This is a genomic window from Mesorhizobium sp. Root102, assembly GCF_001425625.1.
Taxonomy (GTDB): domain Bacteria; phylum Pseudomonadota; class Alphaproteobacteria; order Rhizobiales; family Rhizobiaceae; genus Mesorhizobium.
In genome coordinates this window covers 1-22,292 of sequence record NZ_LMCP01000031.1, presented here as the reverse complement: position 1 = coordinate 22,292, position 22,292 = coordinate 1, and the positions used below count along the sequence as shown (strand labels likewise).

The window sequence follows — 22,292 nt, the reverse complement described above, 5'->3', positions numbered from 1 at the left end:
ATACTTGGTGATCGCCGCCGTCAGCGACGTCTTGCCATGGTCGACGTGGCCAATCGTGCCGATGTTCACGTGAGGCTTGTTACGCTCGAATTTACCTTTGGCCATAATCGTTCTCCGTCTATTCTACCCGCTTGGGGGAAATTGTTATTCGCTCTTCAGATCCGGCACCGCGCAAGGAACGCGACCCGGTGGCTAAGGAACCCTTACGCGTATTTCTTCTGGACTTCCTGGGCCACCGCCGTAGGGACCGGCTCATAGTGATCGAACTGCATCGTGTAGGCCGCACGGCCCTGGCTCATCGAGCGCAGGTTGTCGACATACTTGAACATGTTGGCGAGCGGCACCATCGCGTTGATAACCACCGCAACGCCACGCGCTTCCTGACCCTGGATCTGGCCACGACGACCGTTCAGATCGCCGATGACGCTGCCGACGTAGTCTTCCGGCGTCACAACTTCGACCTTCATGATCGGCTCAAGGAGCTGCACGCCAAGCTTGGGTGCTGCTTCACGGAAGCAGGCGCGGCCGGCGATTTCGAAGGCCAGAACGCTGGAATCAACATCATGATAGGCGCCATCGATCAGCGTCGCCTTGACGCCGATCATCGGGAAGCCCGCGAACGGACCCGAGGTCATGACGCTGTTGATGCCCTTTTCGACACCTGGGATGTATTCCTTTGGCACGGCGCCGCCGACGATCTTGGTATCGAACTCGAACTCGCTGCTGTCCGGGTTCGGCTCGAAGACGATCTTGACGCGAGCGAACTGACCGGTACCGCCGGTCTGCTTCTTGTGCGTGTAATCCTGCTCGTGCTTGCGCGTGATCGTCTCGCGATAAGCCACCTGCGGTGCGCCGACATTGGCCTCGACCTTGAACTCGCGACGCATGCGGTCGACGATGATGTCGAGGTGGAGTTCGCCCATGCCGGAAATGATGGTCTGGCCGCTTTCCTCGTCGGTCTTGACGCGGAAGGACGGATCCTCTGCGGCCAGGCGGTGAAGGGCGAGGCCCATCTTTTCCTGATCGTTCTTGGTCTTCGGCTCGATGGCGATCTGGATGACCGGATCGGGGAATTCCATGCGCTCAAGGATGACCGGATGCAGCGGATCACTGAGCGTGTCGCCGGTGGTCGTGTCCTTGAGACCGGCAAGAGCAACGATGTCGCCGGCAAAAGCCTCTTCGACGTCGGCGCGCGAGTTCGCATGCATCTGCAGCATGCGGCCGATGCGCTCTTTCTTGCCCTTCACGGTGTTGTCGACCGAGATGCCCTTGGTGAGCTTGCCCGAATAGATGCGGGCAAAGGTCAGCGAACCGACGAACGGGTCGTTCATGATCTTGAAGGCGAGCATCGACAGCGGCTCGTTGTCGTCGGCATGACGCTCGATCTCGGCGTCGGTCTTGGCATCGACGCCCTTGATGGCCGGAACATCGGCCGGCGACGGCAGATATTCAACGACGGCGTCGAGCAGCGGCTGCACGCCCTTGTTCTTGAAGGCCGAGCCGCAGAACATCGGGTAGAACTTCACCGCGATGGTGCCCTTGCGGATCAGCGCGCGGATCTCGTCATTCGACGGCATCTTGCCTTCGAGGTAATTCTCAAGCGCCGTCTCGTCCATTTCTACGGCGGCCTCGATCATCTTCTCGCGGTATTCTTCAGCACGAGCCTTGAGGTCGTCCGGGATCTCGACGATGTCCCAGGCAGCGCCCAGCGTCTCGTCGCGCCAGACCAGCGCGTTCATCTCGACGAGGTCGACAACGCCCTTGAACTCCGTCTCGGCGCCGATCGGCAGCTGCATGACAACGGCATGCGCACCAAGGCGCGAACCGATCATCTCGACCGAGCGGTAGAAGTCGGCGCCGATCTTGTCCATCTTGTTGCAGAAGATCATGCGCGGAACGCGGTACTTGTCGGCCTGACGCCAGACGGTTTCCGTCTGCGGCTCGACACCGGCATTGGCATCGAGCAGCGCGATGGCGCCGTCGAGAACGCGCAGCGAACGCTCGACTTCAATGGTGAAGTCGACGTGGCCGGGGGTGTCGATGATGTTGAAGCGGTACATCTTGCCGCTGCGACCCTTCCAGAAGGTCGTGGTCGCGGCGGACGTGATGGTGATGCCGCGCTCCTGCTCCTGCTCCATCCAATCCATGGTGGCAGCGCCGTCGTGGACTTCGCCGATCTTGTGCGACTTGCCCGTGTAATAGAGGACGCGCTCGGTGGTCGTCGTCTTGCCGGCGTCAATATGCGCCATGATACCGAAATTGCGGTAGTCTTCGATTTTGTATTCGCGGGCCATCGTAGCTGCCTCTCAGTCTCGTTCGCGCTTTACCAGCGGTAGTGCGCGAAAGCGCGGTTGGCTTCAGCCATCTTGTGGGTGTCTTCACGCTTCTTGACGGCCGTGCCGCGGTTGTTGGCCGCGTCCATCAGCTCGCCGGAGAGGCGGTCGACCATCGTGGTCTCGTTGCGATTGCGGGCAGCCGCGATCAGCCAGCGAATGGCCAATGCCTGGCGGCGCTCGGGGCGCACGTCGACCGGAACCTGGTAGGTGGCGCCGCCGACACGACGCGAACGCACTTCCACATGCGGCGCGACATTGTCGAGCGCCTGATGGAAGACGGTGACCGGCTCTTGCTTGGTCTTCGACTGAACCTGATCGAGCGCGCCGTAGACGATGGTCTCGGCGACCGACTTCTTGCCGTCATACATGACGGCATTCATGAACTTGGTGACGATCAGATCGCCGAACTTCGGGTCCGGATTGATCTCACGCTTTTCTGCACTGTGACGACGCGACATGGCTTTTGTCTCTCAATCTCATAGCCCGACGCACTCAAGGAGCGCCAAGGCCGGAAAATCTTACTTCGGACGCTTGGCGCCGTACTTCGAACGGCGCTGCTTGCGGTTCTTCACACCCTGCGTGTCGAGCACGCCGCGGATGATGTGGTAGCGAACGCCCGGAAGATCCTTGACGCGGCCGCCGCGGATCATCACCACGGAGTGTTCCTGAAGGTTGTGGCCTTCGCCGGGGATGTACCCGATCACTTCAAAACCATTGGTCAGGCGGATCTTGGCCACCTTGCGCAGCGCCGAGTTCGGCTTCTTCGGCGTCGTTGTATAGACGCGCGTGCAGACACCCCGCTTCTGCGGGTTCTGCTGCATGGCCGGGACCTTGTTGCGCTTCACCGGCGCAATGCGCGGCTTGCGGATCAGCTGGTTGACGGTAGGCATTAAACCCTCTTGTCTCTCAATTCCGTGTCTCGCCCGGTCAGGGCCGCTCAAAGCGTCATTTCCATACGCAAATTCGGGCCACAAACCGCGCCTCGCGGTCTTGCCCGAACAAATGGCAGAGGAAGCGGAAGCCGCTTCGTGCACGCCGGAAATGTCTTTTCGCTCGTAAAACGAACCCTGTTTGAGGCAAACTCCAAAGCGTGTCGCTTCGGAAGGGAGAGCCTCACATCGGTTCTGACTGGGCGGCTTCTACTAGCAAGCCCACGAACCGTCAACCCCGGCGCGGCAAATATTGCATTGAAGCCGGGGCTTGGCAGCCATGCGAAAACCGCATGTAATTTTCTTTCGCCATTTTGCAAGGGCGAGGAAGAAAGTGACCGGCTTTGCGCTGTTGCGTAGCCCTTCTTCATGCGAAAAGGCTGCATGAGCAGTCAAAATCCCCTCGCCCACCCACACATTGCCAAGAGGAATCGGCCCGTGAACGACAATGAAGAACGCCCGGTCACTATCATCACCGGCCGGGTGTGGAAGAGAAAGGGCGGCAAACCGGAAGGCGTCCACGTCATGCTGGTCGCGCCCGACGACGATTCGGCGGTGCGCCGGGCGCTCGAATCGCTTGCCGCGGAAGGTTACGCCGAGGCCGAGCTCGACCAGATCGGCGACATGGACGGCGTGCCTGACGAAGAGCCTCATCTGTCGGCCTTCCAGGGCGCACTCGAAGGCGAAGTGTCGATCGTTACTTTCGACGTGCCAATCTGAAACCAGGGCGCCGATCATGGCAGGAGCAAAAGCTGTTGGACCTGCATCCCGGGCCTGGGCCGACCGGGCGGTCGCCGCAATCGAAGCCGACCAGCACCGCTCGGCAGACACGCACCTCTGGAAGCTCGATCTGCCGGCACTGACTGGCATCGACTTCTACCTCAAGGACGAATCCACTCATCCGACCGGCAGCCTGAAGCATCGGCTGGCGCGCTCGCTGTTTCTCTATGCGCTGTGCAACGGCCTCATCCGTGAAGGCTCGCCGGTGATCGAAGCGTCGTCGGGCTCGACGGCGGTGTCGGAAGCCTATTTCGCCCGCATGATCGGTGTGCCGTTCTATGCCGTGATGCCGCGATCGACCTCGCGCGAAAAGATCACCGCGATCGAGCACTATGGCGGCAAGTGCCATTTCATCGACGACGGCCGGCGCATCTATGCCGAGTCGGCCGAACTCGCGGCGCGGCTTGGCGGTCATTTCATGGACCAGTTCACCCATGCCGAGCGCGCCACCGACTGGCGCGGCAACAACAACATCGCCGATTCCATCTTCGGGCAGATGCGCGAGGAGCAGCATCCTATCCCAACCTGGATCGTCATGAGCGCCGGCATCGGCGGCACCACCGCCACGATCGGCCGCTATCTGCGCTACAAAAGGCACGCAACGCGGCTGTCGGTCGCCGACGTCGAGCGCTCGGCCTTCTTCGACAGCTTTGCCACGCATGACCGGGACTGCCGCTGCGAGCAGCCGTCGCGCATCGAGGGTATCGGCCGGCCGCGCGTCGAACCATCCTTCGTGCCCGGCGTCATCGACCACATGCTGCGGGTGCCGGACGCGGTGTCGCTGGCGGCGATGCGGGTGCTGTCGCGCCAACTCGGCCGCCGTGTCGGCGGGTCGACCGGCACAAACTTCGTCGCCATGTGCTTTCTGGCGGCGCGCATGGTTGAAGAAGGCAAGGCCGGCTCGCTGGTGACGCTGATCTGCGATTCCGGCGACCGCTATGCCAACACCTATTATTCCGACGACTGGCTGGCCGCGAACGGCCTCGACCCCTCACCTTTCGAAGCAGCCATCGAGGCCTTTCTGGCCGGCGAAAGGCTGGTGCTGCAGTTCGAGGAAAGCTGGGGCTGATCGTCCGACTCCGGCTTGCCCGGGGCAAGTGTTCTGATAAGAAACGCTCTTCATCACTCAACAAACAGACGGAGCGGCCGTGTCCCAGCCCATCAAGATAGGCATCGTCGGCGTCGGCAAGATCGTCCGCGACCAACACCTGCCGGCCCTGGCGAAAGACCAGAACTATCGCCTCGTCGCGGCTGCCAGCCGGCATGGCAAGGTGGAAAACATCCCGAATTTCCCTGATATCGAGGCGATGCTCGACGCCGTGCCGGAGCTCGAGGCCGTATCGCTCTGCATGCCGCCGCAGTTCCGCTATGATGCGGCGCGGACGGCGCTGATGGCGAAGAAGCATGTCTTCCTGGAGAAGCCGCCAGGCGCCACTGTCAGCGAGGTCGAGGACCTCAAGGCATTGGCCGCGCAGAACGGCGTCTCGCTGTTCGCCAGCTGGCACTCGCGCTATGCGCCGGCTGTCGAGGCGGCGCGTGCCTTCCTGAACTCGACCAAGATCAGATCGGCCGCCATCAACTGGAAGGAAGACGTGCGCCGCTGGCATCCGAACCAGGAGTGGATCTGGGCCCCCGGCGGTTTCGGCGTCTTCGATCCCGGCATCAACGCGCTGTCGATTGCCACCCATATCCTGCCGCCGATGCTTATCACCTCTGCTGTGCTGGATTTTCCCGAAAACCGCGCATCCCCGGTTGCCGCGCGCGTCATCTTCCGCACCTCGAATGGCTTGCCGGTGACGATGGACCTCGACTGGCTGCAGACAGGCCCGCAAAGCTGGGACATCCTGGCCGACACCGACAAGGGCGCAATGGTGCTGTCGGGCGGCGGCTCCAAGCTCGCCATCGACGGCAAGGTCATCCACGAAGAGCCCGAGGCGGAATATCCGATGCTCTACAGGCGCTTCGCCGAGATCGTGCGTGCCAGGACCTCCGATGTCGACCTCGCCCCCCTGCAGCACGTCGCCGACGCCTTCATGCTCGGCAAGCGCAACGTGGTGGAAGCGTTCTTCGACTGAGTTCCGTCAATCCACAATAGCGATTGCAAAGCCATCATAGCCCTTGGCGCCAACGGTCTGGATAGCGGTGCCGTCCAGACGCTTCTCGCTACCGATGAACGAGAATGCGGCGCGTGCCCCTTCGACATTGGCGTCGCAGCCATCTTCATTCACCACGGCACCGTCGCGTATGACATTGTCGCAGACGATGACGGTTCCGGGCCGGGATAACCGCAAGGCCCAGGATAGGTAATGCGGGTTGTTCGGCTTGTCGGCGTCGATGAAGATGAAATCGAACGGCCCGGCATTCTCGGCACCAAGTGCTGCAAGCGACTGGAGCGCCGGCCCGACCCGCAGTTCCACCCGCTCCAAGACGCCTGCCCGCTCGAAATTCGATCGCGCGACAGCGGCATGGTGCGGATCGAGTTCAAGCGTCACGATCTTGCCGTCGACAGGCAGTGCCCGCGCCATCCAGATGGTCGAATAGCCGCCCAGCGTGCCGATTTCGAGAACCTTCTTTGCTCCCTGCATGCGCGCAAGAAGTGAAAGCAGCTTGCCTTGCGCCGGCGACACGTCGATCGCCGGCAGGCCGCGATCGTGGTTGGCCGCCAGAACGGCATCAAGGATGGGGTCCGCCTCAAACAGGGAACCGACGATGTAGTCGTCGACAGCCACCCAGGTCCTTTTGCTCATCGTTTTCTTCTCCGATCCAATTGGGGACCTAAACGCGAAAAGGGGCCACTTGGGCCCCTTTCAGACTGCTGATTCACGGAACGTCACAGATCCAGACCATGAACAAATCGGAATCAAAACCCCTCGATTTTGACCGCTGCCAAAAACCGAGGGGTTTGTAATCAATCTGAAAGGCGCCACTTGGGCCCCTTTCCTCTTCTCTTACCTTCCGCGCTTACTGCGCGGCGGTTGTCATGTCGGCCAGCATCGGCTCGGCGACTTCCACACCGGAGGCCTTGCGGCGCTCGTCGATGATCAGCTCGTCGCGCGAGGTGGCGATGCGCCGGATCTGGCTCATCGTGCCGCCGGTGCCGGCCGGGATAAGCCGGCCGACGATAACGTTTTCCTTCAGCCCCTGCAGCATGTCGGTCTTGCCGGCAACGGCGGCTTCCGTCAGCACCCGGGTCGTCTCCTGGAAGGAGGCGGCCGAGATAAAGGACGGCGTCTGCAGCGATGCCTTGGTGATGCCGAGCAGCACCGGCAGGCCTTCGGCCGGCTTCTTGCCGTCCTCGACCAGACGCTCGTTGACCTCTTCCAGTTCGATCACGTCGACATGATCGCCTGGAATGTAGGTCGAGTCGCCCTGCACCGTGATCTCGACCTTCTGCAGCATCTGGCGAACGATCACCTCGATGTGCTTGTCGTTGATCGACACGCCCTGCAGACGGTAGACTTCCTGGATCTCGTTGACGAGGTAGGAAGCAAGTGCCTCCACGCCCTTGATCGCCAGGATGTCGTGCGGTGCCGGATTGCCGTCGAGGATGTAGTCGCCCTTCTCGATGACGTCGCCGTCCTGGAGATGGAACGGCTTGCCCTTCGGGATCAGGTATTCGACCGGCTCAAGCGTCGAGTCATGCGGCTCGATGATGATGCGACGCTTGTTCTTGTAGTCGCGGCCGAAGCGGATCGTGCCGTCGATCTCGGCGATGATGGCGTGATCCTTCGGACGACGTGCCTCGAACAGTTCGGCAACACGCGGCAGACCGCCGGTGATGTCCTTGGTCTTGGCGCTTTCCATCGGAATACGCGCCAGCACGTCGCCGGGGCGAACCTGCGAGCCCGGCTCGACCGAAAGAATGGCCTCGACCGAGAGCAGGAAGCGGGCGTCGCCACCCTTCGACAGCTTGCCGACCTTGCCCTTGGCGTCCTGGATCGCAATCGCCGGCTTCAGGTCGTTGCCGCGTGGCGTCGAGCGCCAGTCGATGACCTCACGCTTGGTGATGCCGGTCGACTCGTCGGCCGTTTCCTGAACGGAAATGCCGTCGACCAGATCCTCGTACGACACCCTGCCCTCGATCTCGGTGAGGACTGGACGGGTGTAGGGATCCCACTCGGCGATACGCTGGCCGCGCTTCACCTTGTCGCCATCGTCCACGAAGATGCGCGAACCATAGGTGAGACGGTGCGAGGCGCGCTCCTTGCCGGCTTCGTCGAGGATCAGCACCGCCATGTTGCGGCCCATGACCATCTGCTGGCCGTCGGAGTTGCGCACCACGTTGCGGTTGCGGATCTCGACCTTACCCTCATACGAGGCTTCAAGGAACGAACTATCCACCACCTGCGCGGTACCGCCCATGTGGAAGGTACGCATGGTGAGCTGCGTGCCCGGCTCGCCGATCGACTGCGCCGCAATGACGCCGACAGCTTCACCCTGGTTGACCGGGGTGCCGCGGGCAAGATCGCGACCGTAGCAGACCGCGCAGACGCCAACCCTGACTTCGCAAGTCAGTGCCGAGCGGATGCGGACCGACTGGACGCCGGCCTTTTCGATCTGTTCCACGTCACGCTCGTCCATCAGCGTTCCGGCCTTGACCAGAATCTCGCCCGACACCGGATGGGTGATGTCGTCGAGCGACGTACGGCCCAGCACGCGCTGGCCGACCGAAGCGACGACCTGACCGGCATCGACGATCGGCTGCATGGTGAGGCCCTTGTCGGTGCCGCAGTCGACGGAGTTGACGATGCAGTCCTGCGCCACGTCGACCAGACGACGGGTGAGGTAACCCGAGTTCGCCGTCTTCAAGGCGGTGTCGGCCAGACCCTTGCGGGCGCCGTGGGTCGAGTTGAAGTACTCGAGCACGGTCAGGCCTTCCTTGAAGTTCGAGATGATCGGCGTCTCGATGATTTCACCCGACGGCTTGGCCATAAGGCCACGCATGCCGGCAAGCTGACGCATCTGGGTGGGCGAGCCACGCGCACCGGAGTGCGACATCATGTAGATCGAGTTCATCGGCTTTTGACGGCCATTGTCCTCGAACTCGACCGCCTTGATGCGGGCCATCATTTCGTCGGCGACCTTTTCCGAGCACTTGGCCCAGGCGTCGACAACCTTGTTGTACTTCTCGCCCTGCGTGATCAGACCGTCATTGTACTGCTGCTCGTATTCCTTGGCCAAAGCCTCGGTGTCGGAGACCAGCTTGATCTTGGCGTCCGGGATCAGCATGTCGTCCTTGCCGAACGAAATGCCGGCGCGGCAGGCATGGCTGAAGCCGAGCGCCATGATGCGATCGCAGAAAATGACCGTCTCCTTCTGACCGCAGTGGCGGTAGACGGTGTCGATCATCTTGGAGATGTTCTTCTTGGTCATCTCCTGGTTGGCGGTCTCGTAAGGCACGTTGACGTTCTTCGGCAGAAGCTCGCCGATGATCATGCGGCCAGGGGTGGTGTCATGGATCTTCGACACGACCTTGCCTTCGGCGTCGACCGTACGGAAACGACCCTTGATCTTGGAGTGCAGCGTCACCGCCTTGGTCTCGAGCGCGTGCTGGAGTTCGCCCATGTCGGCAAACACCATGCCTTCGCCCGGCTCGTTCTGGTTGACGATCGAGAGATAGTAGAGACCCAGAACCATGTCCTGCGACGGCACGATGATCGGCGCGCCGGAAGCCGGGTGCAGGATGTTGTTGGTCGACATCATCAGCACGCGGGCTTCAAGCTGCGCTTCCAGCGACAGCGGCACGTGAACGGCCATCTGGTCACCGTCGAAGTCGGCGTTGAAGGCCGTGCAGACCAGCGGATGCAGCTGGATCGCCTTGCCTTCGATCAGGATCGGCTCGAACGCCTGGATGCCGAGACGGTGCAGCGTCGGCGCGCGGTTCAGCAGCACCGGATGCTCGCGGATGACCTCGTCGAGGATATCCCAGACTTCCGGACGCTCCTTCTCGACCAGCTTCTTCGCCTGCTTGACGGTCGAGGAGTAACCCTTGGCGTCGAGACGGGCGTAGATGAAGGGCTTGAACAGTTCGAGCGCCATCTTCTTGGGCAAGCCGCACTGGTGCAGCTTGAGCTCCGGACCGGTCACGATCACCGAGCGGCCGGAATAGTCGACGCGCTTGCCGAGCAGGTTCTGACGGAACCGGCCCTGCTTGCCCTTGAGCATGTCGGACAGCGACTTCAGCGGGCGCTTGTTGGCGCCGGTGATGACGCGACCGCGACGGCCGTTGTCGAACAGCGCATCGACGGCTTCCTGCAGCATGCGCTTTTCATTGCGCACGATGATGCCGGGGGCGCGCAGCTCGATCAGCCGCTTCAGACGGTTGTTGCGGTTGATGACGCGGCGATAGAGGTCGTTCAGATCCGACGTGGCGAAGCGGCCGCCGTCCAGCGGGACGAGCGGGCGCAGGTCCGGCGGGATCACCGGGACCACCTTCATGATCATCCATTCCGGACGGTTGCCGGATTCCATGAAGTTCTCGACGACCTTGAGGCGCTTCAGATACTTCTTCTGCTTCAGCTCGGAGGTGGTCGAAGCCAGTTCCGAACGCAGGTCGCCGGCGATCTTCTCCAGGTCCATGCCGGCCAGTAGGTCATGAATGGCCTCGGCGCCGATCATGGCAGTGAAGCTGTCCTCGCCATACTCGTCGACGGCGATCATGTACTCTTCCTCGCTGAGCAGCTGGTGCTCCTTCAGCGCGGTGAGGCCAGGTTCGGTGACGATGTAGTTCTCGAAGTAGAGGACGCGCTCGATGTCCTTCAGGGTCATGTCGAGCAGCGTGCCAATGCGCGACGGCAGCGACTTCAGGAACCAGATATGGGCGACGGGTGCCGCCAGTTCGATATGGCCCATGCGCTCGCGGCGGACGCGCGACAGCGTGACTTCGACGCCGCACTTCTCGCAGATGACGCCCTTGTACTTCATGCGCTTGTACTTGCCGCACAGGCACTCATAGTCCTTGATCGGGCCAAAAATGCGCGCGCAGAATAGGCCGTCACGCTCCGGCTTGAAGGTGCGATAGTTGATGGTCTCCGGCTTCTTGATCTCGCCGAAAGACCAGGACAGAATCTTCTCAGGGCTGGCAAGCGATATCCGGATGGAATCGAACACCTGCGCAGGCGCCTGCGGATTGAAGAGATTCATGACCTCTTGGTTCATGCCGTTCTCCTTTTCGGGGTCCTCGAAAACCCCTTGCATCTAGCGCGGGCCAAACGCCCGCCGTCTTGTGTCGGCCACCGGCCGAAGAATTTGTAGGCGCGCCGCGGCTTTGCGCGGCGCGCCGTTGCTTTACTCGGCCGCGTCGGGCAGCCGGATCGGGTTGTCGTCGAGCTTGGTGTTCTCCAGCTCGACATTGAGGCCGAGAGACCGCATTTCCTTGACGAGAACGTTGAAGCTCTCCGGGATGCCGGCCTCGAAGGTGTCGTCGCCACGGACGATCGCCTCGTAGACCTTGGTGCGACCGGCGACGTCGTCCGACTTCACCGTCAGCATTTCCTGCAGCGTGTAGGCGGCGCCGTATGCTTCGAGCGCCCAGACCTCCATCTCGCCGAAGCGCTGGCCACCGAACTGCGCCTTGCCGCCCAGCGGCTGCTGGGTGACGAGCGAGTACGGACCGATCGAACGCGCGTGAATCTTGTCGTCCACGAGATGGTGAAGCTTGAGCATGTAGATATAGCCCATAGTCACCTTGCGATCGAACGGCTCGCCCGTGCGTCCGTCATAGAGCTGCGACTGACCGCTGGTGTGCAGGCCCGCCTGCTCCAGCATGATGTTGATGTCAGCCTCATGCGCGCCGTCGAACACCGGGGTCGCGATCGAGACGCCGCGGCGCATCTGCTCGCTGAGGCGAACAATGCTCTCGTCGTCATACTCGCGAACCGGCTCGTTGCGGTCGTTGGCCGGGATGAAGCTTTCGAGCGTCTTGCGCAGCGGCTTGATGTCGCCCGCCACCTTGTACGCGTCGATCAGCTCGCCGATCTTCTTGCCCATGCCCGCGCATGCCCAGCCCAGATGCGTTTCCAGGATCTGGCCGACATTCATGCGGCTCGGCACACCCAGCGGGTTGAGCACGATATCGGCATGCGTGCCGTCCTCGAGGAAAGGCATGTCCTCGACAGGAACGATCCGCGACACGACACCCTTATTGCCGTGACGGCCGGCCATCTTGTCGCCGGGCTGCATCTTGCGCTTCACGGCCACGAAGACCTTGACCATCTTCATGACGCCCGGAGGCATTTCGTCGCCGCGCTGGACCTTCTCGACCTTGTCCATGAAACGCTGTTCGAGCGCCTTCTTGGAGTCGTCGTACTGGCCACGCAGGGCTTCGAGTTCGCTCTGGAGCTTTTCGTTCTCCACGGCAAACTGCCACCACTGCGAACGCGGATACTCGTCGAGCGTATCCTTGGAGAGCGTCGAGCCCTTCTTGAAGCCCTTCGGTCCAGCGATCGCTTCCTTGCCGACGAGCACGTCGGAAAGACGCGCGTAGACGTTGCGGTCCAGAATGGCTTGCTCGTCGTCGCGGTCCTTGGCGAGGCGTTCGATCTCCTCGCGCTCGATCGCCATGGCGCGCTCGTCCTTCTCCACACCGTGGCGATTGAAGACGCGCACCTCGACGACGGTGCCGAAGGTGCCAGGAGGCATGCGCATCGAGGTGTCGCGCACATCGGATGCCTTTTCGCCGAAGATGGCGCGCAGAAGCTTCTCTTCCGGCGTCATCGGGCTTTCACCCTTCGGCGTGATCTTGCCGACCAGGATGTCACCCGGCTGAACTTCGGCACCGATGTAGACGATGCCGGCTTCGTCGAGGTTCTTCAGCGCTTCTTCCGAGACGTTCGGGATATCGCGCGTGATTTCCTCCGGCCCGAGCTTGGTATCGCGCGCCATGACCTCGAACTCCTCGATATGGATCGAGGTGAAGACGTCGTCGGCGACGATGCGTTCGGACAGGAGGATCGAGTCCTCGTAGTTGTAGCCGTTCCACGGCATGAACGCGACCAGCACGTTGCGGCCGAGCGCCAGATCACCGAGCTCGGTCGACGGACCGTCGGCGATGATGTCGCCCTTGTTGACCCGGTCGCCCATACGAACCAGCGGACGCTGGTTGATGCAGGTGTTCTGGTTCGAACGCTGGAACTTCATCAGCCGGTAGATGTCGACGCCGGACTTGCCCGGATCGAGATCTTCGGTGGCGCGGATAACGATACGCGTCGCGTCCACCTGGTCGACGATGCCGCCGCGGCGGGCGCCAATGGCGGCGCCCGAGTCTCGAGCGACGATCGGCTCCATGCCGGTGCCGACGAACGGCGCCTCGGCGCGCACCAGCGGCACGGCCTGACGCTGCATGTTCGAGCCCATCAGAGCGCGGTTGGCGTCGTCGTTTTCCAGGAACGGGATCAGGGCCGCGGCCACCGACACCATCTGCTTGGGCGACACGTCCATCAGATCGACGTTTTCGCGCGGCGCCATCATCACTTCGCCGGCGCTGCGGCAAATGACGAATTCGTCGACGAAGCCACCGTTCTTGTCGAGCTCGGCGTTGGCCTGCGCGACATGGTGCTTGGCCTCTTCCATCGCCGAGAGATAGACGACGTCATTGGTCAGCTTGCCGTCGACGATCTTGCGGTACGGGCTCTCGATGAAGCCGTACTTGTTGACGCGTGCGAAGGTGGCCAGCGAGTTGATCAGACCGATATTCGGGCCTTCCGGCGTCTCGATCGGGCAGATGCGGCCGTAATGCGTCGGGTGCACGTCGCGCACCTCGAAGCCGGCGCGCTCGCGGGTCAGACCGCCCGGTCCAAGCGCCGAGAGGCGGCGCTTGTGGGTGATCTCCGACAGCGGGTTGGTCTGGTCCATGAACTGCGACAGCTGCGAGGAACCGAAGAACTCGCGCACGGCGGCAGCCGCCGGCTTGGCGTTGATCAGGTCCTGCGGCATGACCGTGTCGATCTCGATCGAGGACATACGCTCCTTGATCGCGCGCTCCATGCGCAGCAGGCCGACGCGATACTGGTTTTCCATCAACTCGCCGACCGAACGCACCCGGCGGTTGCCGAGATTGTCGATGTCGTCGATTTCGCCCTTGCCGTCGCGCAGTTCGACCAGCGTCCTGACCACGGCCAGGATGTCGTCCTTGCGCAGCACGCGCACGGTGTCCTCGGCCTTGAGCTCGAGACGCATGTTCATCTTGACGCGGCCAACGGCCGACAGATCGTAGCGCTCTGAGTCGAAGAACAGCGAGTTGAACATGGCTTCGGCGGTTTCGAGCGTCGGCGGCTCGCCGGGGCGCATGACACGATAGATGTCGAACAGCGCGTCCTGGCGGCTCTCGTTCTTGTCGACGTTGAGCGTGTTGCGGATATAGGCGCCGACATTGACGTGGTCGATGTCGAGAACCTTGATCTCGTCTTCGCCGGTGCCGAGCAGAACCTTCAGCGTCTTCTCGTCGATCTCGTCGCCGGCCTCGAGGAAGATCTCGCCGGTGCCGTAGTTGACGATGTCCTCGGCAAGGTAGTTGCCGAGCAGATCCTCGTCGGTCGCCTTGATCGCCTTCAGACCCTTTTCGCCGAGCGCCCGTGCCTGCCGCGCGGTGATCTTCTTGCCGGCTTCGACAACGACTTCGCCGGTATCGGCATCGACCAGGTCGCCGACAGCCTTGAGGCCGCGGAAACGCTCGACGTTGAACGGAATGCGCCAATGGTCGCCGGCGCGCTTGTAGGTGATCTTGTTGTAGAAGGTCGACAGGATCTCTTCGCCGTCCATGCCGAGCGCCATCAGCAGCGACGTCACTGGAATCTTGCGGCGACGATCGATGCGGGCGTGCACGACGTCCTTGGAATCGAACTCGATGTCGAGCCACGAACCGCGATAGGGAATGACGCGCGCGGCAAACAGAAGCTTGCCCGACGAGTGCGACTTGCCCTTGTCATGGTCGAAGAAGACGCCCGGCGAACGGTGCATCTGCGAAACGATGACGCGCTCGGTGCCGTTGACGATGAAGGTGCCGTTCAGGGTCATGAGCGGCATGTCGCCCATGTAGACGTCCTGCTCCTTGATGTCCTTGATGGACTTGGCGCCGGTATCCTCGTCGATATCGAACACGATGAGGCGCAGCGTCACCTTGAGCGGCGCGGCATAGGTGAGGTCGCGCTGACGGCATTCGTCAACGTCGAATTTCGGTCCTTCGAACTCGTACTTCACGAACTCCAACATCGAGGAGCCGGAAAAATCGGAGATCGGGAAGACCGACTTGAAAACGGCCTGCAGTCCCTCGTCCGGACGCCCACCCTTGGGCTCCGCCACCATCAGGAACTGGTCATAGGATGCCTTCTGAACCTCGATCAGGTTTGGCATCTCCGCAACTTCCGGGATCTTTCCGAAGAACTTGCGTACGCGTCTGCGGCCATTGAAAGTCTGGGTCTGGGCCATCGTCGCTCCTTAGCTCTAAACTCGGGACGAGCCTCGCCGCGGCTCGCCTTGCATTCTGGGCCACCTTGGCGGCAACCCTCTGTCTGTTTTCCCGGCGCCTGTCGGCGGCCGGCTAGAACGGGAGAAAACCCGTTTCCTGAAGGCCGGTTTTCGGCCCTCAGGAAAGAGGTTCTCGTACGTCTCGCGCTACGCGTTCTCCCTTCCAGCGAAGGGAGTGGCGGACGGCGCGAGGCCGTCCGCCGCTTTTACGCTTACTTCAGTTCGACCTTGGCGCCGGCTGCTTCCAGCTGGGCCTTGAACTTGTCAGCGTCGGCCTTGGAAACGCCTTCCTTGACCGGCTTCGGAGCCGCTTCGACCAGATCCTTGGCTTCCTTGAGGCCAAGACCGGTGATGGCGCGGACTTCCTTGATGACGTTGATCTTCTGAGCGCCTGCCTCGGTGAGGACGACGTCGAATTCCGTCTTTTCCTCGGCCGGAGCAGCAGCGGCCGCAGCGCCGCCAGCAGCGGCAACCGCTACCGGAGCAGCGGCGGAAACGCCCCACTTTTCTTCCAGAAGCTTCGACAGCTCGGCCGCCTCGAGGACGGTCAGCTTCGAAAGGTCGTCTACGATCTTTGCGAGATCAGCCATTGTTGTGTTCCTTCATAAGGTTCGAACGTGTGTTTGTGATAGCGAGGAACGGCCTCATGCCGCCTCGTCCTTCCGGGCGTAAGCGCCGATGACGCGCGCGACCGAGGCCGCTGGCGCATTGACGATCTGGGCGATCCGGGTTGCCGGCGTGGCGATCATGCCAACCAGCCTGGCGCGCAGCTCATCGAGCGACGGAAGTGTGGCGAGTGCCTTCACACCGTCGGCGTTGAGCGAGGTGGTGCCCATTGCGCCACCGAGAATGACGAGCTTGTCATTTCCCTTGGCGAAATCGGACGCGACCTTCGGCGCCGCAATCGGATCCTCCGAATAAGCAATCAGCGTCTGTCCCTTGAACAGCTCGATGATCGATGCGGAGTCCGTGCCCTGAAGAGCGATTTTGGCGAGACGGTTCTTCGCGACTTTGACGGTGCCACCGGCGGCGCGCATTTTCGACCGAAGGTCGTTCATTTGCGCGACGGTGATACCGGCGTAGTGGGCCACGACCACTGAACCTGCGTTCGAGAACGCACCGTTCAGGCCCGTGACGAGTTCGCGTTTTTCCGCTCTGTCCACTGCCTATCTCCAGTTGACCCCTGACCCATTAACGGGGGACAGGCGTCGGGTTGCCTTTGTCGGCCGGGCCATCCAGTAACGGATCTCCCGAACGACGCTCGAGGATCCTGCCCCCTTTCGCCACATCGACAGTCAAGCCGGCGATGCGCAGACAAAAGGCAAACACGGTTCGAACCTTTCATTGGAGCAATCGCTCCGTTGTCCGGTCTTCACCCGTCTCATGCAGGCCCAAATCGAATTAAGGCTTCTGGGCCGCCTGCAATCTCGGACAGGATGTCCGGAAACCTCTCGGCTTCCGGTACCGGGCCGCCGACAAGTCGGAGGCCCGGAATTCACTTGCGGATCAGCCCTTTAGCGGCCGATCCAAATGTTCGTATCAGGACGCTGTGAGCGTCGCGACGTCGAGCTTGAGGCCCGGGCCCATCGTCGAGGTGACCGACACCTTCTTGACGTAGTTGCCCTTGGCGCCAGCCGGCTTTGCCTTGGTCACCGCATCGGCGAAGGCGCGGATGTTTTCTTCCAGAGCCTTGACCTCGAACGAGACCTTGCCGACGCCAGCATGAATGATGCCGGCCTTCTCGACGCGGAACTCGACGGCGCCGCCCTTCGATGCCTTGACGGCGGCGGCAACGTCGGTGGTGACGGTGCCGACCTTCGGGTTCGGCATCATGCCACGCGGGCCGAGCACCTTGCCCAGACGGCCGACCAGCGGCATCATATCCGGCGTGGCGATGCAGCGATCGAAATCGATCGTGCCCTTCTGGACGATGTCGACCAGATCCTCGGCTCCAACGATGTCGGCGCCGGCGGCGCGCGCTTCGTCAGCCTTGTCGCCGCGCGCGAACACAGCGACTCGCACCGAGCGGCCGGTGCCGTTCGGCAGATTAACCACGCCGCGGACCATCTGGTCGGCATGGCGCGGGTCGACGCCGAGGTTCATGGCGACTTCGATGGTCTCGTCGAACTTGACCGAGGAACGGTCCTTGAGCAGCTTCAGCGCGTCACCCAGGGCATAAGCCTTGTTGGGATCAATGCCTTCGCGGGTCTTCGATACACGCTTTGCAATCTTTGCCATGATCTTAGCCCACCACTTCCAGACCCATCGAGCGGGCGGAGCCCTCGACCATGCGCATGGCCGCTTCGACGTCGTTTGCGTTCAGATCCTTCATCTTCGCGGTGGCGATCTCGCGGACCTTTTCACGCGAAACCGTACCGGCCTTGACCTTGCCAGGCTCCTTGGAACCAGACGTCAGGTTAGCCGCCTTTTTCAGGAAGTAGCTCACCGGCGCCGTCTTCATGACGAAGGTGAAGGACTTGTCCTGATAGTAGGTGATGACGACCGGAACCGGCGATCCCTTTTCCATTTCCTGGGTCTGCGCGTTGAACGCCTTGCAGAATTCCATGATGTTGATGCCACGCTGACCAAGCGCCGGGCCGATCGGGGGAGACGGCGTGGCCGATCCCGCTTTCACCTGGAGCTTGAGCTGGCCTGCAATTTTCTTAGCCATCTCTTTTCCTGCCTTTGTCTATGCCGGATTTGCCGGCGGTTGCAGTCTGGTGGTGCGATCCATGCGGCCGGCTAAAGCCGCATTCGTCTCCCACCGTTCTCAAGGCCGCGCGATCTCAGCGCCGCCCTTCCCTGCCACGCTTGGCGGCAGGATTTCGGATCAGCCCTTTTCGACCTGTCCGAATTCCAGATCGACAGGCACGGCACGCCCGAAGATCGAGACTTCCACCTTGAGCCGCGCCCGCTCCTCGTCCACTTCCTGGACGAAACCGTTGAACGACGCGAAGGGACCATCCGAAACGCGGATCGCTTCACCGATCTCGAACGTGACCGAGGGCTTGGGCCGCTCGACGCCTTCCTGCACCTGGTTCAGGATGCGCTGCGCCTCCGCCTCGGTGATCGGCACCGGCTTGGAGTCGCCCAGGAAGCCGGTGACCTTCGGCGTGTTCTTGACCAGCGAGAACACCGCATCGGTCAGGTTGGCCTTCAGGAGCACATAACCCGGGAAGAACTTGCGTTCGGCATCGACCTTGCGGCCGCGACGAACTTCGACGACCTTCTCGGTCGGCACCACGATCTGGTGGATATCGGCGGACAGGCCCTTCTGCTTGGCCTTGTTCTCGATATCCTCGGCGACCTTCTTTTCAAAGTTCGAATAGGCGTGGACGATGTACCAGCGCGCGGTCATTTCAAGACTTCTCCGTAATCGCCGGACTTAGCGTCCGATGCCCAGAATCTGTTCGACCGCGAGGCCCATGAGCTGATCAGCGGTGAAGAAAAAGATCATCGCGATCACAGCGAAAGCCAGGACCATGACCGTCGAGATCATCGTTTCGCGCCGCGACGGCCAAGTCACCTTGGCGGTCTCCGCGCGAACCTGCTGGAGAAAGACGAAAGGATTTGTGGTTTTCGAAGCCATATGCCGCTCTGTCTTCAAGACCCGTTGGCCGGGTCTCCTGGATGATCCCGCTGGCCGGGACGTGCCGCCTGAGCCCAATCTTGCGCCGAATCAGCGCAATCATTTCGCCCATGCAAATCAGACGCGTAAAGCCGGCTTCCCAGCTCCACGCGTCGCGTGTCTGTTTCGTCTACATAAAACCGATTCTTGATCCACGCAAGTGGCAAGTGTCCGCTTTATGACCAAACGCCGCCTCGGAACCATCCAGTCGTTCCGTCCCGGCTATGACGCCCTTATGCCCCAAGAGCGCTAATATGGCAAGCGGGTCGCCGATTTTCAAAGGGGCGACCATAGAAATATCGTTTTGATGGCCATTTCGAGAAATGGCGAAATATTACGTCGAGTGCCATTCCAAGAAATGGCACGGGCAGCAGGGCTCGAACCTACGACCTGCGGTTTTGGAGACCGCCGCTCTACCAACTGAGCTATGCCCGTACGTGCGCATGTCGGCGCAGCAGGCGCTTCCTAAAAGCTTCCGCACGCTCTGTAAAGAGCGGTTTGCAAGCAAACGCGCCTTAACTCCCGCGCCAGAAACCGGGATAGCTGACGACCAGCCCCTCCCGGTCGATCTCAAGTTCCCGCCTGAAGTCGCTGGCGCGCGATTCGTGGAGATATCGTGTGCCCTCTTCGCGCACCTCCCGATGGGACGGCCGGAGCTATTTGGCGTCCGGCGCTCGATACGGGCCGCCCGGCACGCCCCAGCCCCAGGCCGGCATCGGCTCCGTCTCGGGATCGCAGGTCTCGCCGAGATTGGAGTTCATCTTGGCCAGCCGCGATCCCCATTCGACATAGCCCATGAAGGCCGAACGGAATTCCGGATCGTCAGGCAGGCCGACCGTGTCGGCGGCATCGGCCAGGAGGTTGATCCAGCGGCGGCGCTGCTCCTCGGTCAGATGCTTGCCCAGATGATGCATGACCATCTCGCGGTGGCCGCCAAATTGCTCGCTGTAGGTTTTCGGTCCGCCGAAAACCTCGCCGATGAAGGCAGCGACATGAGCGGGATGATCCGGCGACATGGTCTTGAATACCGGCCCGACGATCGGGTCCTGCGCCACCTTGTCATAGAAAGTCTGGGTCAGCCGGTTCAAGGCCTCGCTGCCGCCGGCCCATTCGTGGAGTGTCGGGATATCCTGGCTCATTCTCGATCCTCCGCTGGCCCGGGCGCCGCCAGCAGCGAGGATAGCGGAAAAATCGGAGGTGTCTCAACCTGCCTCGATGGCCAGTTTTCCGACGTCGCTACGCTCTACAATTTGGCGGGCGAGTCAGCCTCGGCATTGGCGGAAGGCCGGATCCGGCAATTCTCGGGTTTCGGGACGGTCTCGCAGATGGTGGCACCGGTCAGCGCATCGACCGATTGCAGGCTCGTCGTCAGCCCGACCTTCAGCATCATGTCGGGTTCCAGCTGGCGATCGACCGAGCGCCGCTCGATCGCTGCGAATAGAGCGGGATCGATCGCCATCTCCTCGAGATAGGCCTTGAGCATCTGCTTTTGCCCCATCGGGTACAGGCTAAGCCGCGCCCGGGGACCGACAAGCCGCCTGACGCCACCGGCAAGCATGAGCGCGCAGGCCGAATCGCACTCCACGCCCGCATCGGTGCTCAGCCCAGCATAGGCGCCCTCTTTGGCCAGGCAACTCCACTCTCCCGGGTCACAACCGACGAAATCGGTGCGGCCAACAGCGACGTCGAGCTTCTTCTCATGGATAAGCCGCCCTGCCGCCAGAGCGCTGGACAGGTCGCCTCCCGTTGAGCTGATCACGACCGGCAGTTGCCGATTGCCGAGCGTGGCGAGCAATTGGCGCAGCTTCTGCGTGGTCCGAGGTGTGATAGCGCCTTGCGCCGAAATCCATTCCGGGCAGTCGGGATTGCAGAGCGGGTTGCTGCCGCGAACCACGACAAAGCGCATGTCTTCATCGCGCTGCACGCCCTCGGGCTCCACCGGCAGCGGGGTGGGCCTGGCTGCGGCCGTCAGGCCATCGGCTGGCTTGTTCCCTGGTATGTCCCGGCAATTCGCGGCCAAGCGGCCCGGCTCGCATAGGCTTGCGGCGGTCAACAGATCTACAGCGTCCGCACTGGTGACCAACTTCATCGCCAGCATGTCGTCGAGGGCGATCTGGTGGATGTCGCTGGCCGGGGTGCCCTTCATCGTTTCGAGCACGCTTTGTTCGATGCCCATCTGGTTGAGATAGGCCGCCAGCTTTTTCTCCACCGACTTGCTCATCTCGTAGGTCTTGTAACTGCCGGCGTTCTTACGGCTGACGATCTTTGTGTTGAGGACCTTCTTCTTGCCTCCCACGATGCGGTAGGTGGTCCGGTATTGCAATTTCGTGCGGATGTAGGTCGTGGTGATCTGATGGACGCCGAGATAGGCCCATTCGCCTGCGACACGCCGGACGCCGCCGGCAAACATCAACGGACAGGCGGAATTGCACATGGCGCCATAGTCAATGACATCGCCCAAGTGGCGGGCGCCATTCTTGTCACGGTCCTGGCAGCCCTTCGCGTCGGGCTGGCAACCGGAGAACACCGTCTTGCCGATGGCAATATCGAGCTTGTTCTTGCGGATCAGCCGGCCAAGCGCCAGCGCCGCCTCGACATTGCCGCCGGGAGAATTGACGACGATCGGCAGCTTTCGCCCGCCAAGCGTCTTCAGCATGCGTTTGAAGAGAGCCGGCGTTCCGGCTTCTATCGAGCCTTCTGCCGAGATCCACTCCGGGCAGATCGGCTCGCACCCCGGTGCATTGCTGCGGACAATGCCAAACTGCATCGTCGGACCGAGATCCGGGGCCGTATCCGTCGCAAAGGCACGTCCCGGGACAAGCAACGCCAGCAGGCAGATCAGCCGCAGCGACCACAAGGCCTGACGATGGAAAAGGCGCCCTGGAACCATTTGGAAAAAGCCCCTTGATGCAACCTATACTAGACGAGGTCCAAAGGCTTGCAACAGGGTCTGCGCGACAACGCGGGCACCGATCTCTGGGGCAGAAGAAAGGGCGGCCCCAAGGACCGCCCTTTCCGTTTCGAACCTGACCGGCACAGGCCGGCGTCGGTTATTCCTTGATGGTGACGACGATGCCGGCACCGACGGTGCGGCCGCCTTCACGGATAGCGAAGCGCAGCTTCTCTTCCATGGCGATCGGCACGATCAGCTCGACA

General features: G+C 61.9%; 19 protein-coding genes, 1 tRNA gene and 1 pseudogene. 3 read left to right on the top strand and 18 right to left on the bottom strand.

From position 1 onward, the window contains the following. The 4 genes from ASD12_RS33410 to rpsL form a co-directional block, all read right to left on the bottom strand. Nucleotides 1–105: GTP-binding protein (locus ASD12_RS33410; protein ID WP_156389057.1), on the bottom strand; the 105-nt coding region annotated here is incomplete at its 3' end. 98 nt (nt 106–203) lie between these two features. Next, the gene (gene fusA, locus ASD12_RS21945; protein ID WP_056590946.1) at nt 204–2,294 is read right to left on the bottom strand and encodes an elongation factor G; all 2,091 of its coding nucleotides are present in this window, start codon (nt 2,292–2,294) and stop codon (nt 204–206) included. A 29-nt stretch (nt 2,295–2,323) separates the two neighbouring features. Further along, entirely contained in the window at nt 2,324–2,794 is a 471-nt protein-coding gene (gene rpsG, locus ASD12_RS21940; RefSeq protein ID WP_008875664.1) for a 30S ribosomal protein S7, read from the bottom strand. Nucleotides 2,795–2,854: 60 nt separating this feature from the next. Continuing rightward, entirely contained in the window at nt 2,855–3,226 is a 372-nt protein-coding gene (gene rpsL / locus ASD12_RS21935) for a 30S ribosomal protein S12 (protein WP_006333356.1), read from the bottom strand. Between the two features lie 477 nt (nt 3,227–3,703). Here rpsL and ASD12_RS21930 point away from each other — a divergent pair, with 477 nt between their 5' ends. The 3 genes from ASD12_RS21930 (at nt 3,704) to ASD12_RS21920 (ending at nt 6,120) form a co-directional block, all read left to right on the top strand. Further along, nucleotides 3,704–3,985 (top strand): transcriptional regulator, encoded by a 282-nt coding sequence (locus ASD12_RS21930; RefSeq protein WP_056590942.1) that lies wholly within the window; start codon nt 3,704–3,706, stop codon nt 3,983–3,985. 16 nt (nt 3,986–4,001) lie between these two features. After that, nucleotides 4,002–5,114: a PLP-dependent cysteine synthase family protein gene (locus tag ASD12_RS21925; protein WP_056590939.1), complete on the top strand. Its 1,113-nt coding sequence runs from the start codon at nt 4,002–4,004 to the stop codon at nt 5,112–5,114. A gap of 79 nt (nt 5,115–5,193) precedes the next feature. After that, a complete protein-coding gene (locus tag ASD12_RS21920; RefSeq protein ID WP_056590930.1) occupies nt 5,194–6,120 on the top strand; it encodes a Gfo/Idh/MocA family oxidoreductase in 927 nt (308 codons plus the stop codon). Between the two features lie 6 nt (nt 6,121–6,126). Here the strand turns inward: ASD12_RS21920 and ASD12_RS21915 are convergent, their stop codons facing one another. The 14 genes and pseudogenes from ASD12_RS21915 to ASD12_RS33400 form a co-directional block, all read right to left on the bottom strand. Beyond that, a complete protein-coding gene (locus ASD12_RS21915) occupies nt 6,127–6,792 on the bottom strand; it encodes an O-methyltransferase (RefSeq protein ID WP_056590927.1) in 666 nt (221 codons plus the stop codon). A gap of 214 nt (nt 6,793–7,006) precedes the next feature. Continuing rightward, on the bottom strand, nt 7,007–11,203 hold the full coding sequence (rpoC, locus tag ASD12_RS21910) for a DNA-directed RNA polymerase subunit beta' (protein WP_024505639.1): 4,197 nt from the start codon (nt 11,201–11,203) through the stop codon (nt 7,007–7,009). A 129-nt stretch (nt 11,204–11,332) separates the two neighbouring features. Beyond that, nucleotides 11,333–15,469 (bottom strand): DNA-directed RNA polymerase subunit beta, encoded by a 4,137-nt coding sequence (rpoB, locus tag ASD12_RS21905; RefSeq protein ID WP_056590924.1) that lies wholly within the window; start codon nt 15,467–15,469, stop codon nt 11,333–11,335. Nucleotides 15,470–15,720: 251 nt separating this feature from the next. After that, nucleotides 15,721–16,098 (bottom strand): 50S ribosomal protein L7/L12, encoded by a 378-nt coding sequence (gene rplL, locus ASD12_RS21900; RefSeq protein WP_056590921.1) that lies wholly within the window; start codon nt 16,096–16,098, stop codon nt 15,721–15,723. Between the two features lie 54 nt (nt 16,099–16,152). Continuing rightward, nucleotides 16,153–16,671, bottom strand: a complete 519-nt coding sequence (rplJ, locus tag ASD12_RS21895; RefSeq protein WP_013531412.1) for a 50S ribosomal protein L10 — start codon at nt 16,669–16,671, stop codon at nt 16,153–16,155. Nucleotides 16,672–17,047: 376 nt separating this feature from the next. Next, a complete protein-coding gene (gene rplA, locus ASD12_RS21890; RefSeq protein WP_056590918.1) occupies nt 17,048–17,746 on the bottom strand; it encodes a 50S ribosomal protein L1 in 699 nt (232 codons plus the stop codon). 4 nt (nt 17,747–17,750) lie between these two features. Next, nucleotides 17,751–18,179: a 50S ribosomal protein L11 gene (gene rplK / locus ASD12_RS21885; RefSeq protein ID WP_056590915.1), complete on the bottom strand. Its 429-nt coding sequence runs from the start codon at nt 18,177–18,179 to the stop codon at nt 17,751–17,753. 159 nt (nt 18,180–18,338) lie between these two features. Then, entirely contained in the window at nt 18,339–18,866 is a 528-nt protein-coding gene (gene nusG, locus ASD12_RS21880; RefSeq protein ID WP_013531409.1) for a transcription termination/antitermination protein NusG, read from the bottom strand. A 27-nt stretch (nt 18,867–18,893) separates the two neighbouring features. Next, on the bottom strand, nt 18,894–19,097 hold the full coding sequence (secE, locus tag ASD12_RS21875; RefSeq protein WP_013531408.1) for a preprotein translocase subunit SecE: 204 nt from the start codon (nt 19,095–19,097) through the stop codon (nt 18,894–18,896). 398 nt (nt 19,098–19,495) lie between these two features. Then, nucleotides 19,496–19,571, bottom strand: a tRNA-Trp gene (locus ASD12_RS21870). Nucleotides 19,572–19,651: 80 nt separating this feature from the next. Continuing rightward, entirely contained in the window at nt 19,652–19,771 is a 120-nt protein-coding gene (locus ASD12_RS33405; RefSeq protein ID WP_244482941.1) for a putative glycolipid-binding domain-containing protein, read from the bottom strand. Nucleotides 19,772–19,792: 21 nt separating this feature from the next. Next, the gene (locus tag ASD12_RS21865; protein WP_056590912.1) at nt 19,793–20,275 is read right to left on the bottom strand and encodes a group II truncated hemoglobin; all 483 of its coding nucleotides are present in this window, start codon (nt 20,273–20,275) and stop codon (nt 19,793–19,795) included. Nucleotides 20,276–20,379: 104 nt separating this feature from the next. Continuing rightward, on the bottom strand, nt 20,380–22,026 hold the full coding sequence (locus ASD12_RS21860) for a hypothetical protein (RefSeq protein ID WP_056590909.1): 1,647 nt from the start codon (nt 22,024–22,026) through the stop codon (nt 20,380–20,382). Between the two features lie 160 nt (nt 22,027–22,186). Beyond that, nucleotides 22,187–22,292, bottom strand: a pseudogene (locus ASD12_RS33400) (elongation factor Tu); the annotation flags it as partial.